This is a genomic window from Agromyces sp. PvR057 (genome assembly GCF_040547485.1).
GTDB lineage: Bacteria > Actinomycetota > Actinomycetes > Actinomycetales > Microbacteriaceae > Agromyces.
Genome location: NZ_JBEPPT010000001.1, coordinates 1,482,539 through 1,496,496, shown reverse-complemented (window position 1 = coordinate 1,496,496; position 13,958 = coordinate 1,482,539). Strand labels below are relative to the sequence as shown.

14 protein-coding genes are annotated in these 13,958 nt (G+C 72.5%); 3 read left to right on the top strand and 11 right to left on the bottom strand.

Going from position 1 to position 13,958, the window contains the following annotated elements:
• Position 1: 1 nt before the first annotated feature.
• Positions 2-985: a LysR substrate-binding domain-containing protein gene (locus ABIC29_RS06775; RefSeq protein ID WP_354243815.1), complete on the bottom strand. Its 984-nt coding sequence runs from the start codon at positions 983-985 to the stop codon at positions 2-4.
• An 81-nt stretch (positions 986-1,066) separates the two neighbouring features.
• Here ABIC29_RS06775 and ABIC29_RS06770 point away from each other — a divergent pair, with 81 nt between their 5' ends.
• Positions 1,067-2,125, top strand: a complete 1,059-nt coding sequence (locus ABIC29_RS06770; protein ID WP_116081442.1) for an aminotransferase class V-fold PLP-dependent enzyme — start codon at positions 1,067-1,069, stop codon at positions 2,123-2,125.
• Between the two features lie 6 nt (positions 2,126-2,131).
• Here the strand turns inward: ABIC29_RS06770 and ABIC29_RS06765 are convergent, their stop codons facing one another.
• The 4 genes from ABIC29_RS06765 to ABIC29_RS06750 form a co-directional block, all read right to left on the bottom strand.
• Entirely contained in the window at positions 2,132-2,902 is a 771-nt protein-coding gene (locus tag ABIC29_RS06765) for a fumarylacetoacetate hydrolase family protein (RefSeq protein ID WP_116081441.1), read from the bottom strand.
• A 207-nt stretch (positions 2,903-3,109) separates the two neighbouring features.
• Positions 3,110-3,568 carry a GNAT family acetyltransferase gene (locus ABIC29_RS06760; RefSeq protein WP_354243811.1) on the bottom strand — a complete coding sequence of 153 codons (459 nt, stop codon included), beginning with the start codon at positions 3,566-3,568 and terminating at the stop codon, positions 3,110-3,112.
• A complete protein-coding gene (locus ABIC29_RS06755; protein WP_116081440.1) occupies positions 3,565-4,680 on the bottom strand; it encodes a branched-chain amino acid aminotransferase in 1,116 nt (371 codons plus the stop codon). Before ABIC29_RS06755 ends, ABIC29_RS06760 begins: the two co-directional genes overlap by 4 nt.
• A gap of 22 nt (positions 4,681-4,702) precedes the next feature.
• On the bottom strand, positions 4,703-5,764 hold the full coding sequence (locus ABIC29_RS06750; protein WP_354243808.1) for a 3-isopropylmalate dehydrogenase: 1,062 nt from the start codon (positions 5,762-5,764) through the stop codon (positions 4,703-4,705).
• Positions 5,765-5,889: 125 nt separating this feature from the next.
• Between ABIC29_RS06750 and ABIC29_RS06745 the strand changes: the two genes are divergently transcribed.
• Positions 5,890-6,150, top strand: a complete 261-nt coding sequence (locus tag ABIC29_RS06745; RefSeq protein ID WP_116081438.1) for a DUF6458 family protein — start codon at positions 5,890-5,892, stop codon at positions 6,148-6,150.
• Between the two features lie 90 nt (positions 6,151-6,240).
• Here ABIC29_RS06745 and ABIC29_RS06740 read toward each other — a convergent pair whose 3' ends face one another.
• Complete coding sequence (locus ABIC29_RS06740; RefSeq protein WP_116081437.1) at positions 6,241-7,809, bottom strand: MFS transporter; 1,569 nt, start codon at positions 7,807-7,809, stop codon at positions 6,241-6,243.
• A gap of 117 nt (positions 7,810-7,926) precedes the next feature.
• Between ABIC29_RS06740 and ABIC29_RS06735 the strand changes: the two genes are divergently transcribed.
• Entirely contained in the window at positions 7,927-8,490 is a 564-nt protein-coding gene (locus tag ABIC29_RS06735; RefSeq protein ID WP_116081436.1) for a TetR/AcrR family transcriptional regulator, read from the top strand.
• A gap of 165 nt (positions 8,491-8,655) precedes the next feature.
• Here the strand turns inward: ABIC29_RS06735 and serA are convergent, their stop codons facing one another.
• The 5 genes from serA to ABIC29_RS06710 all read right to left on the bottom strand — a co-directional run bounded on the left by serA (position 8,656) and on the right by ABIC29_RS06710 (position 13,958).
• The gene (gene serA / locus ABIC29_RS06730; RefSeq protein ID WP_116081435.1) at positions 8,656-10,245 is read right to left on the bottom strand and encodes a phosphoglycerate dehydrogenase; all 1,590 of its coding nucleotides are present in this window, start codon (positions 10,243-10,245) and stop codon (positions 8,656-8,658) included.
• A gap of 170 nt (positions 10,246-10,415) precedes the next feature.
• Complete coding sequence (locus tag ABIC29_RS06725) at positions 10,416-10,820, bottom strand: bacitracin resistance protein (RefSeq protein WP_116081434.1); 405 nt, start codon at positions 10,818-10,820, stop codon at positions 10,416-10,418.
• Complete coding sequence (locus tag ABIC29_RS06720; protein WP_354243804.1) at positions 10,817-11,353, bottom strand: DNA polymerase III subunit gamma/tau; 537 nt, start codon at positions 11,351-11,353, stop codon at positions 10,817-10,819. The genes ABIC29_RS06725 and ABIC29_RS06720 overlap by 4 nt, the downstream gene beginning before the upstream one ends.
• Before the next feature lie 64 nt (positions 11,354-11,417).
• On the bottom strand, positions 11,418-12,158 hold the full coding sequence (locus ABIC29_RS06715) for a copper homeostasis protein CutC (protein ID WP_354243802.1): 741 nt from the start codon (positions 12,156-12,158) through the stop codon (positions 11,418-11,420).
• A gap of 33 nt (positions 12,159-12,191) precedes the next feature.
• Positions 12,192-13,958, bottom strand: coding sequence for a gluzincin family metallopeptidase (locus ABIC29_RS06710; protein ID WP_354243799.1), 1,767 nt, complete (start codon positions 13,956-13,958; stop codon positions 12,192-12,194).

Below are 13,958 nucleotides of genomic sequence, written 5' to 3'. Positions count from 1 at the left end.
GTCAATCGTACCGAGCGGGCGTCTCGATCGGCGCGGGAACCTCGTTCGGCGCGAGCGCCTCGAGCACGGCGATCGCGGCCGCGACGGCCGGCACCCGCGCTCCCCCGCGCGCGGTCACGAGATGCAGCGAGCGCACGTCGGCTCCTGCGGTCGAGCGGGTCACGACGCCCGGATGCCGCGGCGAGGCGGCCAGCGCCAGCTCGGGCAGCAGCGCGACGCCGAGGCCCTGCGCGACCATCGACTCGACGGCGACGAAGTTGTCGGTCTCGAAGCCGATGCGCGGGCGGAATCCGGCCTTCGTCGTGAGCTCGAGCAGGTGGCCGCGGCAGCGGGGGCAACCGGCGATCCAGTCCTCGCCCGCCAACTGCGCGAGGTCGACGATCTCGGCCGCGGCGGCCGGGTGAGCCTCGGGCAGCACGAGCCGCATCGGCTCGACGCCGATCGAGCGCACGTCGAGGCCGCGCGCGCTCTCGGTGTGCGGGTCGTCGCGGTCGCCCGGGTAGCTGAACGTGACGGCCAGGTCGGCGCGGTCGGCGCGCACCGCCGCGACGGCCTCCGGCGGCTCGGCCTCGACGTAGGTGACCTGCACGCCCGGATGCCGCGCCGCGAGGCCCGCGATGAGCCTGGGCACGAGCGTGGCCGACGCCGACGGGAACGCGACCAGGCGCACCCGGCCGGCCCGCAACCCGCGGATCTCGGCGAGCTCGCCGGCGGCCACCTCGAGCGCGGTCGCGACGGCGTTCGCGTGCCTGGCGAGCACCCGGCCCGATTCGGTGAGGCGGATGCCGCGGCCGGCCCGCTCGACGAGGGCGATGCCCGTGCGCTGCTCGAACCGGCGCAACTGCTGGCTCACGGCGGGCTGGCTGTAGCCGAGCGAGGCCGCTGCGGCGGTCAGGGAGCCGTGCTCGCGGATCCGCCCGACCACGCGGACCGTCTGCAGGTCGAGCGCATCCGCCAGGGCTTCGATCGAGGATTCGTCCGCCATGCCTGAATCATAATGCAATGGCATGTCTTCGATTGCACAGTTGCCGTTGCGCAATGCCTCGATGCGGCCGAGGCTGGAGGCATGCACCAGGAACGCGCTCGATACCCGTCCGGCCGCGGCTACCTCGCCGCCTGCACGCTGGGCCTGCCCGCGGACGTCACGCGCGCCGCGGTGCGCCGCGACCTCGACGCCTGGGCGTCGGGCACGGCGAACGCCGCCGGATACTCCGCCTCCCTCGAGCGCGCCCGCGGCCACGCCGCGACGCTCCTCGGCGCACGCCCCGACCAGGTCGCCACCGGCTCGCAGGCCTCGGTCTTCACCGCCCTGGCGGCGGCATCCGCACCCGCAGGCGCCGAGGTGCTCTGCGTCGAGGGCGACTTCTCGTCCATCGTCGCGCCGTTCCTCGCGCGCGGCGACCTCCACGTCCGCCATGTGCCGTTGCACGTGCTCGCCGACGAGATCACGCCGGCGACGTGGCTCGTCTCGACGTCGCTCGTGCAGTCCGCGACCGGGGAGATCGTCGACGCGGGCGCCGTCACGTCCTCGGCGAGGGCAGCCGCCGCACTCCTGCTGCTCGACACCACGCAGGCGACCGGGTGGATGCCGACCACCGACCTCGAGGCCGACCTCATGATCTGCCACGCGTACAAGTGGCTCGGCGCACCGCGCGGCGCCGCGTTCGCCGCATTCTCGGACCGCGCGCTCGCCGAACTCACGCCGATCACCGCCGGCTGGTACTCGGGCGCCGACCCCTGGACCTCCTGCTACGGGCCGGAGCTGCACCTCGCGGCGGATGCCACGCGGTTCGACGTCTCCCCCGCCTGGCACGCGTGGGCGGGCGCGGAGGCGGCGCTCGAGCTGGCGGCCTCCCTCGACATGGCCGCGGTGCAGGCGCACGACGTGGGGCTCGCAAACGCATTCCGCCGCCGGCTCGAGCTCGCGACGTCCGACAGCGCGATCGTGACGTGGACCGATGCCGACGGCGACGACCTCGCCGCCCTCACCGCCGCCGGCATCACCGCGTCGGGGCGCGCCGGACGCGCACGCGTCGCCTTCCACGTCTGGAACGACGACGACGACGTCGACCTCGCCGTGCGTGCCCTGCGCCCCGACCGGGCGGGCGTGCTCGGCCGGGCGTGACCTGGGCTACATGCGGCGGGCGGTGTTCGTGAGGGTGCCCAGACCAGACACCGTCACCTCGACGACGTCGCCGTCGACGAGCGGCCCGACCCCGGCCGGCGTGCCCGTGAGGATCACGTCGCCCGGCAGCAGGGTGAACACGCTCGACGCGTAGGCGATGATCGCCGGAATCGAGTGCACCATGTCGGAGAGGGCTCCCTGCTGGCGCACCTCGCCGTTCACCCGGGTCTGGATGATGCCCTCCTCGAGGTCGAGCTCGGTGTCGATGACCGGCCCGAGCGGGCAGAAGGTGTCGAAGCCCTTGGCTCGCGACCACTGGCCGTCACGACGCTGCAGGTCGCGCGCCGTCACGTCGTTCGCGACCGTGTAGCCGAAGATCACGCCCGCGGCATCCGCCTCGGAGACGTTCTTCGCGACGCGACCGATGACGACCGCGAGTTCGCCCTCGTGCTCGACCTGCTCGCTCTGCTGCGGCAGCACGATGATGTCGGCCGTGCCGATGACCGAGGTGTTCGGCTTCAGGAACAGCAGCGGTTCGCTCGGCGCCTCGCCGCCCATCTCGGCCGCGTGCTCGCGATAGTTCTTCCCGACCGCGACGACCTTGGACCGCGGGATGACCGGCGCGAGCAGGGTCGCGTCGGCGAGGGCGACGCGCTGGCCCGTGGGCTCGTAGCCCGCGTACATGGGGTCGGCCTTCAGCACGACGAGCTCGTCCTCCTCCTCGTCGAGGATGCCGAACGAGATGGACTCACCATGCGAGAAGCGCGCGATCTTCATGCGACCAGCCTACCGGCGGCGGTGCGACCGGCCGGGCGACCCCGGCTGCCGCGGGCCGCCGCGGCTGCCGCGCATGCCGCGCATCTTCGCCGAGCCCTGTGCCCGCGTCTCCCTTTTCAGGACCACACCGGTCATGGCTGCATATTGCGCACATGACGGGCGTGGTCCTGAAAAGGGGACCGACGGAGGTGGTCTTGACACGGGACCTCAGGCGTCGGGGATGAGCCGCTTGCCGAGGCTCGCCACCTCGTCGACCTGGTAGCCGAGGCTGCGGTAGAACGCGATGACGCCGGTGTTCGTCGAGCGCACCTGCAGGTTGAGCTTCGGACACCCGAGCTCGGCGAGCAGGCGCTCCGCCTCGGCCATGAGGCTCGCGCCGAGGCCCTCGCCGCGATGGGAGCCGTCGACCGCGAGGTAGTTCACCCATCCGCGGTGCCCGTCGTAGCCGATCATCGCGGTCGCGATCGGCATGCCGTCGGACTCCCCCACGAGGAACAGCTCGGGCTGCACCGTCAGCTTGCGCGCGATGTCGAGGTACGGGTCGTTCCAGGGCACCACGAGACCGGCCGCGCGCCAGAGGGCGACGACCGCCTCGGTGTCCGCGACCGCGAACGGCCGGATCCGCCAGGACCCGGCCGCCGCGTCGTCGATGACGGGTTCGCTCACGCGTCGAGGCGCAGCATCCAGCCGTGGCGGTCTTCACGACGTCCGTACTGGATGTCGGTCAGCTCCTCGCGCAGCGAGAGTGCGAGGTCGGATGCCTCGGCGTGCGCGTGCACGATCTCGAAGTCGTCGGCGAGCAGGCGCCCGATCGGCACGACCACCGCGGCGGTGCCGCAGGCGAACGCGCCCACGATCTCGCCGGACTCGACACCGGCGCGCCACTCGCTGATCGGCACGTGGCGTCGCTCGACCGCGTGGCCGCGATCGGCCGCGAGCTGCAGGATCGAGTCGCGCGTGATGCCCTCGAGGATCGAGTCGGACTCGGGGGTGACGAGCGTGCCGTCGCGCTTGACGATCACGACGTTCATGCCGCCGAGCTCCTCGAGGTTGCCCTCGTCGTCGAGGAAGGCGACCTGCTGGCAGCCCTTCTCGTAGGCCTCGGCCTGCGGCAGCAGGCTGGACGCGTAGTTGCCGCCGGTCTTCGCCGCACCGGTGCCGCCTTTGCCGGCCCTGGCGTAGGTCGTCGACAGCCAGATGTTCACGGGGGCGACGCCGCCCGGGAAGTACGCGGCGGCGGGGCTCGCGATCACGTAGTACGCGACCTTCTTCGCCGGACGCACGCCCAGGAACGCCTCCTTCGCGAACATGAACGGCCGCAGGTACAGGCTCGTCTCGGGCGCTCCCGGCACCCAGTCGGCGTCGACGGCGATGAGCTTCTTCAGCGACTCGATGAAGATCTCGCTCGGCAGCTCGGGCAGCGCGAGGCGCCTGGCCGAGCGCTGCATGCGGGCCGCGTTCTCGTACGGGCGGAACGTGCGGATCGAGCCGTCGGCGTGGCGGTAGGCCTTCATGCCCTCGAAGATCTCCTGCGCGTAGTGCAGCACCGCGGCGGCCGGGTCGAGCGGGATCGGGCCGTAGGGCGTGACGCGCGGACGGTGCCAGCCGCCCTTCTCGGACCAGCACACGTCGACCATGTGGTCGGTGAAGTGGTTGCCGAAGCCGGGGTCGGCGAGGATCTCGGCGCGAGCCTCTGGCGACTTCGCCTGCTCGTTGCGCACGGTCTGCCAGATGAGCCCTGCGGGAGACGGAGCCTGGAGCGGGAGGTTGATCGTCATGATGGGTCCTTCGATCGATGAGTCAGTCGAGTGAGCCGATGCGGTCGGCGATCGCGTCGCCGACCTGGGAGGTCGAACGGGTCGCGTCGCCGCGCTCGGCGATGTCAGCGGCGACCGCACGCTCGACCCCGGCCGCGGCATCCGCTTCGCCCAGGTGGCGGAGCAGGAGTGCGACGGAGAGGATCGCCGCGGTGGGGTCGGCGATGCCCTTCCCGGCGATGTCGGGTGCGGAACCGTGAACCGGCTCGAACATGCTGGGGAATCGGCCGTCGGGGTTGATGTTGCCCGAGGCTGCGAGCCCGATGCCGCCGCTGATCGCGCCGGCCAGATCGGTCAGGATGTCGCCGAAGAGGTTGTCCGTGACGATGACGTCGAATCTAGCAGGATCCGTGACGAGGAAGATCGTCGCCGCGTCGACGTGCAGGTAGTCGACGGCGACCTCGGGGAACTCGGCCGCGACGGCGTCGACCGTGCGCTTCCAGAGGGAGCCCGCGAACACGAGCACGTTGGTCTTGTGCACGAGCGTGAGCTTCTTGCGCGGGCGCGCGGATGCCGCCGCGAACGCGTAGCGCACCACGCGCTCGACGCCGTAGGCCGTGTTCACCGACACCTCGTTGGCGACCTCGGCCGGCGTGCCCGCGCGGATCGCCCCGCCGTTGCCGACGTACGGCCCCTCGGTGCCCTCGCGCACGACGACGAAGTCGACCTCGCCGGGGTGGGAGAGCGGGCTCACGACGCCCGGGTGCAGCACGGTCGGGCGAAGGTTGACGTAGTGGTCGAGCTCGAAGCGGAGCTTCAGCAGCAGGCCGCGCTCGATGTTCGCGCCGGCCAGGCGGGGGTCGCCCGGCGTGCCGCCGACGGCGCCGAGCAGGATCGCGTCGTGCTGCTTGATGGCGCCGAGGTCGTCGTCGGTCAGGACGTCGCCGGTCTCGAGATAGCGTGCGGCTCCCAGCGAGTACGGCGTCTGCTCGATGGCCAGATCGGTGCCCCGCACCGCCGCTTCGAGCGCCTTCAGCGCCTCGGAGACCACCTCCGGACCGATTCCGTCACCAGGAATGACCGCGAGCTTGACCGTGCGTACCATGAACGTCCCTTCGTGCGCCAGCCCTCCCAGCGTAGTGGCTCACGCGGCTAGCCTGACGACGTACGGGGCCTCGCGGCCCCTGCTCGGGCGCGGCATCCGGCCGCCCCGCATGGTTGGAGGTACACGTGAGCATCGGACTCGGAATCGTCCTGTTCGTCATCGGCGCGATCCTCGCCTTCGCGGTCGAGGTCTCGCTCGACTGGATCGACCTCAGCACGGTCGGCTACATCCTCATGGGAGCCGGTGCCCTGGTCGTCATCCTCGGCATCGTCCTGCTGGCCCGGCGCCGCCGCACGATCTCGACGTCGCAGACGAGCGTCGATCCGGCCACCGGCACGCAGGTCCGGCGCGACGAGACGAGCGCGCCCGACTCGACGGCGTACTGAGGGCGCGACGACTGATCCGGGGTCCGCGACGCGATGCGTCGTGGACCCCGTTCGCGCTGCCCTCGAGCCGCGCTGCCGACCGATCGTCGGTCAGTCGCGCGCGGCGGTCGGGTTGCGCAGCGTGACCGCCGCGATCACCGCCGCGACGAGCATGAGGCCGACGCCGATGAGCGAGGTCAGCACCACGCCTCCGTCGAACGCCGCGGCGGCCGAGGCCAGCAGGTCTTCGGCGACGCCGGTCGGCAGCTGGCCGGCGACCGCGGTCGTGCCGGCGAGCGTCTCGCGCGCGGCATCCGCCTGGGCATCGGTGAGCGACGCCGGGAGCGCGAGCGCCGACCGGTAGTGCGCCGCGAGGATGCTGCCGAGCACCGCGGTGCCGAGCACCGCGCCGAGCTCGTAGGCCGTCTCGGAGACCGCCGAGGCGGCGCCGGCCTTCTCGGGCGGCGCGCTCGAGAGGATGAGCTCGTTCGAGACGGTCTCGGCGGCCCCGATGCCGATGCCGAGCAGCACGAACGCGACCACGATCGGGGCGATCGACGAGGCATCCGTCATCAGCGCGATCACGAGGTAGCCCGCGGCCGACAGTGAGAGCGCGATCGGCACGAGCACGCGCGGCCGCACCCGCCTGGCGACCGGCACGACGGCGAGGCCGGCGATGATCATCGCGATGAGGCCGGGCAGCAGTGCGAGGCCGGCGCTGACCGGGCTGAGCCCCGCGATCAGCTGCAGGTGCTGCGACACGAAGTAGAGGAAGCCGACGAGCGCGATGACGCTGAACAGGTTCACGAGCACCGCGCCGCCGAAGGACCCCTTCGTGAAGAGGCGCACGTCGAGCATCGGCGACTCGCTCCGCAACTGACGCCGCACGAACCAGATCGCGCAGAACGCGCCGAACAGGATCGCCTGCACGCCGATGCCGCCGAGTCCGTCGGTCGCGATCGACTTGATGCCGAACACGATCGGCACCATGGCCGCGAGCGACAGCACGATGCTGACGACGTCGATGCGGCCCGGGTTCGGGTCGCGGCTCTCGGGGATGAGCAGGGGCACGAGGATCATGAGCGGCACGAGCACGGGCACCGCGAGCAGGAAGACGGAGCCCCACGCGAAGTGCTCGAGCAGCAGGCCGCCGACGATCGGGCCGAATGCGCTGCCGGCGGCGAAGCCCGTCGCCCAGATCGCGATCGCGAGACGACGCTGCTCGCGGTCGGTGAAGACCGTGCGCAGCAGCGACAGCGTCGAGGGCATGAGCATCGCGCCGAAGAAGCCGAGCGCGGCGCGAGCGGCGATGAGGGCCTCGGCGGTCGGCGCGAAGGCCGCGCCGATCGAGACGAGGGCGAAGCCGACCGAGCCGATGAGCAGCATGCGGCGGCGGCCGAAGCGGTCGCCCGCGCTGCCCATGGCCACGAGCAGCCCCGCGAGCACGAGCGGGTAGGCGTCGATGATCCAGAGCTGCTGCGCCGCCGTCGGCTCGAGCGCGAGCGAGATCTCGGGCAGGGCGAAGCTCAGGACCGTGTTGTCGATCGACACGAGCAGCACCGGGAGCATGAGCACGGCGAGGGCGAACCAGGCGCGGCGCGGGGCGCGCGACGTGGTCGCCGCATGGGCTGCGGGCTCGTGGCGGTCGATCTGCTCGGGGGTCGTGGTGTTCTCGGTCATGCGTTCGCTCGTTCTGTGTCAAGGGACGATTACTGTACCGTCCAGTTGGTATAGTAACAGGATGTCGCGAAGCCTGTCATCACCGGCCCCACGCTCGTTCTCCGCCACAATGGGGTCATGAGCCGTCCACCCGCCGCCCGCGAAGCGGTCCTCGACGCCTTCGAACGGCTGATCATCGCCGACGGCGAACGTGCCGCGACCCTCGACGCGACGGCCCGCGAGGCCGGCGTCTCGAAGGGCGGGCTGCTCTACCACTTCGGCTCGCGCCAGGCCCTCATCGCGGGCCTCATCGAGCGCCTGCACCGCCTCGTCGACGACGACGTCGCCCGCATCGACCAAGCGCCCGAGGGCCCGATCGCGTACTTCGTGCGGTCGTCGCTCGAGATCGAGACCGCCCTCGACCGCAGCTTCATCACCACCGTGCGCCTCGCCCAGGGCGGCGACCGCGATGCCGGACGCGCCATCGAGGAGGTGCGCGAGCGCTGGCTCGTCGAACTCGGCCGCCACGTCGACGATCCGGCGCTCGCCATCGCGATCACCCTCATCGGCGACGGCCTGTACTACCACTCCGCCCTGCGCGCCGAAGCGGTCGACGACGCCTCGACCGCCGGCTCCTTCAGCCCCGAGCAGATGGACGCGCTCGTCGCCCTGCTCGAGCGGCTCGCCGCCACCGGGCGCTGACTCGCCTTCGCGCCGCCGCCCGGGTCAGGCCGTGCCCGCCCGCGCGCTCCGCGCGGCGTCAAGCCTCGCCCACGCGGCGCGCGCCGGCCGACCCGCTGAGACGACGGATGCCGCGTGCGACCGCGATCGGGTCGCACGCGGCATCCGCGTGGTTGAGGCTCGTGCCTACTCGGTGATGTCGATCTCGACGAACACCGAGGCGTCGATCGCCTCGCGCACGCGCTCGAGCACGTCGGCGGGCACGGGAGAGTCGACCGTGAGCACGCTGAGGGCGCTGCCGCCGGCCTCGCGACGCGCGATCTGCATGCCCGCGATGTTGATGCCGGCCTCGCCGAACTCGCGGCCGTAGACCGCGACGATGCCGGGGCGGTCGGCGTACTCCATGACGATGTGGATGTCGGCGATCGGCACCTCGAGCTCGTAGCCGTTGATGCCGACGAGCTTCTCGACCTGCTTCGTGCCGGTCAGCGTGCCCGACACCGAGACCTGGCGGCCGTCGGCGAGCGCACCGCTCAGCGTGATGACGTTGCGGAACTCGGCCGACTCGGCGTCGACGATCAGTCGCACGTCGATGCCGCGCTGCTCGGCGAGCAGCGGTGCGTTGACGTACGAGACGGACTCGCTCACGACGTTCGTGAACACGCCCTTCAGGGCCGCGAGCTTCAGGACCTTGACGTCGTACTCGGAGAGCTCGCCGTGCACCTCGACGTCGAGGCTCGTGAGCGCACCCTGCGCGAGGCCGGAGAAGAGCTGGCCGAGCTTCTCGACGAGCGGGATGCCGGGGCGCACGTAGGGGTCGATGACGCCGCCCGCGACGTTGACCGCGTCGGGCACGAGCTCGCCGGCGAGCGCGAGGCGCACCGACTTGGCGACCGAGATGCCCGCCTTCTCCTGCGCCTCGTCGGTGGACGCGCCGAGGTGCGGGGTGACGATGACGTTCGGCAGGCCGAGCAGGGGCGACTCGCGCGGCGGCTCGGTGACGAACACGTCGAGGCCGGCGCCCGCGATCGTGCCGGCGACGAGGGCCTCGTGCAGGGCCTCCTCGTCGATGAGCCCGCCACGTGCGACGTTCACGATGTAGGCCGACGGCTTCATCTTCGCGAGCTGCTCGGTCGAGATCATGCCGGTCGTCTCGGGGGTCTTCGGCATGTGGATCGTGATGAAGTCGCTGCGCTCGAGCAGTTCGTCGAGCGAGACGGTCTGCACCCCGAGCTGCTGCGCACGAGCAGCCGTGATGTAGGGGTCGTACGCGATGACCTCGACCCCGAACGCCTGCAGGCGGGCCGTGATGAGCGCGCCGATGCGGCCGAGCCCGATGATGCCCACGGTCTTCTCGTAGAGCTCGGTGCCGGTGTAGTGCGAGCGCTTCCACTCCCCCTGGGCGAGCGCAGAGTGCGCCGCCGGGATGTGGCGCGCGAGGCTCAGGATGTGACCGACCGTGAGCTCCGCCGCGGAGATGATGTTCGACGTGGGCGCGTTGACGACCATGACGCCCGCGGTCGTCGCCGACTTGATGTCGACATTGTCGAGGCCGACGCCCGCGCGGGCGATGACCTTCAGCTTGGGCGCCGCGGCGATCGCCTCGGCGTCGACCTTGGTCGCGGAGCGCACCAGGATCGCGTTGGCGTCGGAGAGCGCGGACAGCAGCGCCGCCCGGTCGGTGCCGTCGACGTTGCGGACGTCGAAGTCGGGCCCGAGGGCGTCGACGGTGGCGGGCGAGAGTTCTTCGGCGATCAGCACGACCGGCTTTGACACGAATGGTTCCTTCGGGTCTTGCGCGCACGAAGGCGCAGCACTGTGTTGGGTGGGATGCGCCACACGCCGTCGGGGGCGCAACCCGCTCAGCCTACTTCAGGCGCGACCCGTGTTTCGTCCGTATGACGACGCACGGCCGGACACGGTGTCGGACGACGGTCGGGAGGCGGTCAGACGACGACCCCGCCGATCTGCCCGAGCAGCACGGTCAGGCTGAGGAACAGCACCGCCGAGACGCAGAGACCCGTGACGTAGAGCGCGATGCGCGCGAGCACCCCGCGACGACGGCCGAGCGCGAACGCGGCGGCGAAGCACACGAGGGGCGCGACGAGGGCCGCGATCATCACGGCCCAGCCGCCGCCGCTGAACGAGAGCCCCAGTCCGAGGAGCTGCACGATCGACTCGACGACCTCCCACACGTCGTACGCGTAGAAGAGGCCGAACAGCACGGCGAGGCTCACGTCGAGCCAGGTCGGCAGCGAGCGGCCGCGCGTCGCGGCGTCGGCGGAGGGAGCGGCTGCGGCATCCGTCGATGCGGGGACGCCGGGTTCGGGTGCGACGGGAACGGTGCTCATGCGGTGACCCCCAGGATGAACGGCAGCGGCGCGAGCACGATGGCCCCGACGACGAGCCACACCAGGCGGGACCGGCGCCCGCCGGCGCGCAGGGAGAGCGCGAACCAGCTCGGCGCCGCGAGCACGGCGAGCCAGAGCCCCAGCGCGTACATCGCATCGCTCACGATGCTCACGCCGGGCACCGAGGTGCGCAACGCGGTGATGAGCCAGCCGATCGTGTAGAGCAGGTAGACGCCCGCGAGGATGCCGAGCACGACGAGCTCGACGGAGCCGGTCTGGCCTGCCGCCGTGGTCTGCTCGTCGCCGTCGGAGACCGCCCCGTCGTCGCCATCGCCATCGCCGTCGCCATCGACGTCGGCGGCCTCGGCGGCCTCGGGCTCCTCGGTGGCCTCGGGGATGACGGATGCCGCGTCGGATCCCGACCCGCCGGTCGGCGCCGCGACGGCCGGGCCGACCGTCTTCCATCCGGGTGCGAGCGTCGGATCGTCGTCGCCCTCCCAGCGCAGGGCGTCGTCGTCGGTCTCGCGCGTCATGCCGTCCAGCCTACCGACGGGCGGAGGGCCGGCCGCACCGTCGACTCCGGCGCCGCACGCCGGTTCAGGCCGCGCGGGCGGCCGCCACCGCGGCGCGCACGATCGCGGCATCCGTGACGTCGAATCCGTCGACGCCTCCGCCGGGGCCGCTCGGCCCGCCGCGCTCGTCGCGCCCCCTCGCCGAGAGGTGCACCGCGTCGACGCCGACGGCGGCGAGATCGGCGATGTCGGTCACGTGCACGCCGCCGCCCGACATGATCTCGAGCCGGCCGTCGACCTCGGCGACCATGCGCTCGAGCGCGGGCAGGCCCGTGCGGCAGTCGACGCCGCCGCCCGAGGTGAGCACGCGGCGGACGCCGTGCCCCGCGAGCGCGAGCACGGAGGCGACGGGGTCGGCACTCGCGTCGACCGCGCGGTGCACGGTCACGTCGATGCCGTCGGCCGCGACGACGAACGCCGCGATCGCGGCCTCGTCGAGGGCTCCGTTCTCGGTCAGGGCGCCGACGACCACGCCGCCGGCACCGAGGGAACGGGCCAGGCGGATGTCGCGCACGACCGTGTCGAGTTCGTCGGCATCGTAGACGAATCCACCGCCTCTGGGCCGCACGAGCACGTGCACGAACCCCGGCGCCGACGCGGCGGCGGATGCGGCGACGGCCGCCTCGATCAGCCCGGCCGACGGCGTCAGCCCACCGAGGCCGAGGGCCTGGCAGAGCTCGACGCGGGCGGCGCCCTCCTCGAGGGCGATGCGGACCCCCGCGACATCCTGGACGGCGATCTCGACCTGCAGCTGATTCGGCACCATGACACCGTAGCGGACCGGTGAACGGTCATCCGGTCATCCGCGGCCGAGCGTCGAGCGGGCGCGGAGGAGGTCGAAGAAGGCGCCCGGATCCACGCCCGGCGGCGGCGCGGTGAGCGGGCGTGGGCCGGTCGAACGTGCCGGGGCGGCCCGCCCGGCCGGCGGCGCACCGTGCACGTGGGCGGCCGCGGCATCCGCACCGAGGGCCTCGACCGGCGTCTCGACGGCGGCGGACTCCGCCCCGCGGGCCGGGCCGCCGCGCTCGGCTGCCATGCTCCGCACGAGGGCCAGGCAGCGTCCGTCGGTCCAGCGCAGGCTCACCGTCGCGCCGACCGGAACGACGCTCCCCCGCGCGCCGTCGTCGCGCGGTTCCGGCGGTCGGTCCCAGGCGATCTTCACGAGCAGCTCGCGCTGCGGCGCCACGTCGGCCGGCCCGACGCGCTTCGTCGCGTCGATGCGCGGGAGCACGGTGAACGGCATGCCCGCCGGAATCCCGATCGCCCGACGGTGACCGGCGACGTACTCGTAGGCCGCGTAGTCGAGGTCGCGGAGCACCTCGAGCTGCGCGGGCGGCACGTCGAGGGCGCTCGGCCGGCGCCCGTGCAGCTGCGCCTCCGCGCCGACGATGCCGCGGGCGACGAACCGCGTGGCGAACGCGTCGCGCCGCCGCCGCACCTCGGCGCTCGCCCGGCGGCCGGTCGCCCCGTCGACCGCGCGATCGGCGGCGAAGGCGGCCCGCCCGATGTCCGCGAACCCCAGGTCGCCCGGCGGCAGGTAATCGATGCCGCGCAGCACGAACCTGCGGAAGATCAGGTGGGCCGTGCCGAGCGCGCGGTTCGCCGCCTGGGCCGCGGTCCGCAGGTGGCGGCCGTCGTGGCGCACGCGGCGCTCCTTCGCGAACCGCGCCTCGAAGATCTCGCGCAACGTGTCGTAGTAGATCGCCGAGAGCAGGGTACTGAGCTCGTGCGAACCGGCCCCGGCGAGCGCGGCGAGCGTCGTCTCGTTCGCGAGCTCGCGCAGCGCGTGCCGTGCGGCGCCGCCCGGGCCCGGCTTGGACACGCCGAACTGCTCGGCGATGGAGCTGAAGGCGTTGTGCTCGTCGATGCGGTTGCCGCTCCGCGCGAGCACGCTCGAGCGGAGCCGGTCGCTTTCGAGGGCCATGAGCACGGCGATCACGTCGGCGACCGCCTCGTGGATCGCGATCGACTCGCGCGTCGGCCGATCGGTGAGCGAGGGCTGCACGGCGTCGAGCAGCGCATGCCCGCACTCGTGGGCGACGATGTCCCGGCTGAGCGCCGTGTGCACCCGTTCGCCGTTCGCGCCCGTGAACGACGAGAACGCCAGGCTGCGCGTCTTCCGGTCGTACGCCGCGTTCGCCCGCTCCCCCGCGCGCGGCACGATGAGGAGCTGTTCACCGCCGAACGCCCACGTCACGCGGCGCCCGAGCGCGTCGGGCCCCTCGAACATGCGGATCGTCCGGAACGCGATGCCGAACGCGTTCACGGCGAGCGCGGCGGCCGAATCTTGGGCGTCGTCGACGGGGTACGTCCCGTCGAGGCCGCCGTCGCGGGTCGGCTCGAATCGGGCGGGCGGCGGCAGCGGCATCCCGGTCTCGGGGTCGAAGTCGACGACCGCGAGCCTGCGGCAGGCCGGACCGTCGAGGAAGCGGTCGTTCGCGTCATCCGGCAGGGCGAGCTCCCGGTTCTCGCGGATGGGCGCCTGCTCGCCGTCGATCACGCCGAGGTCGACCGAGCCGTCCTGGATGAGCAGCGACACCGTCGCGATCGGCCCCCTCCGTGCCAT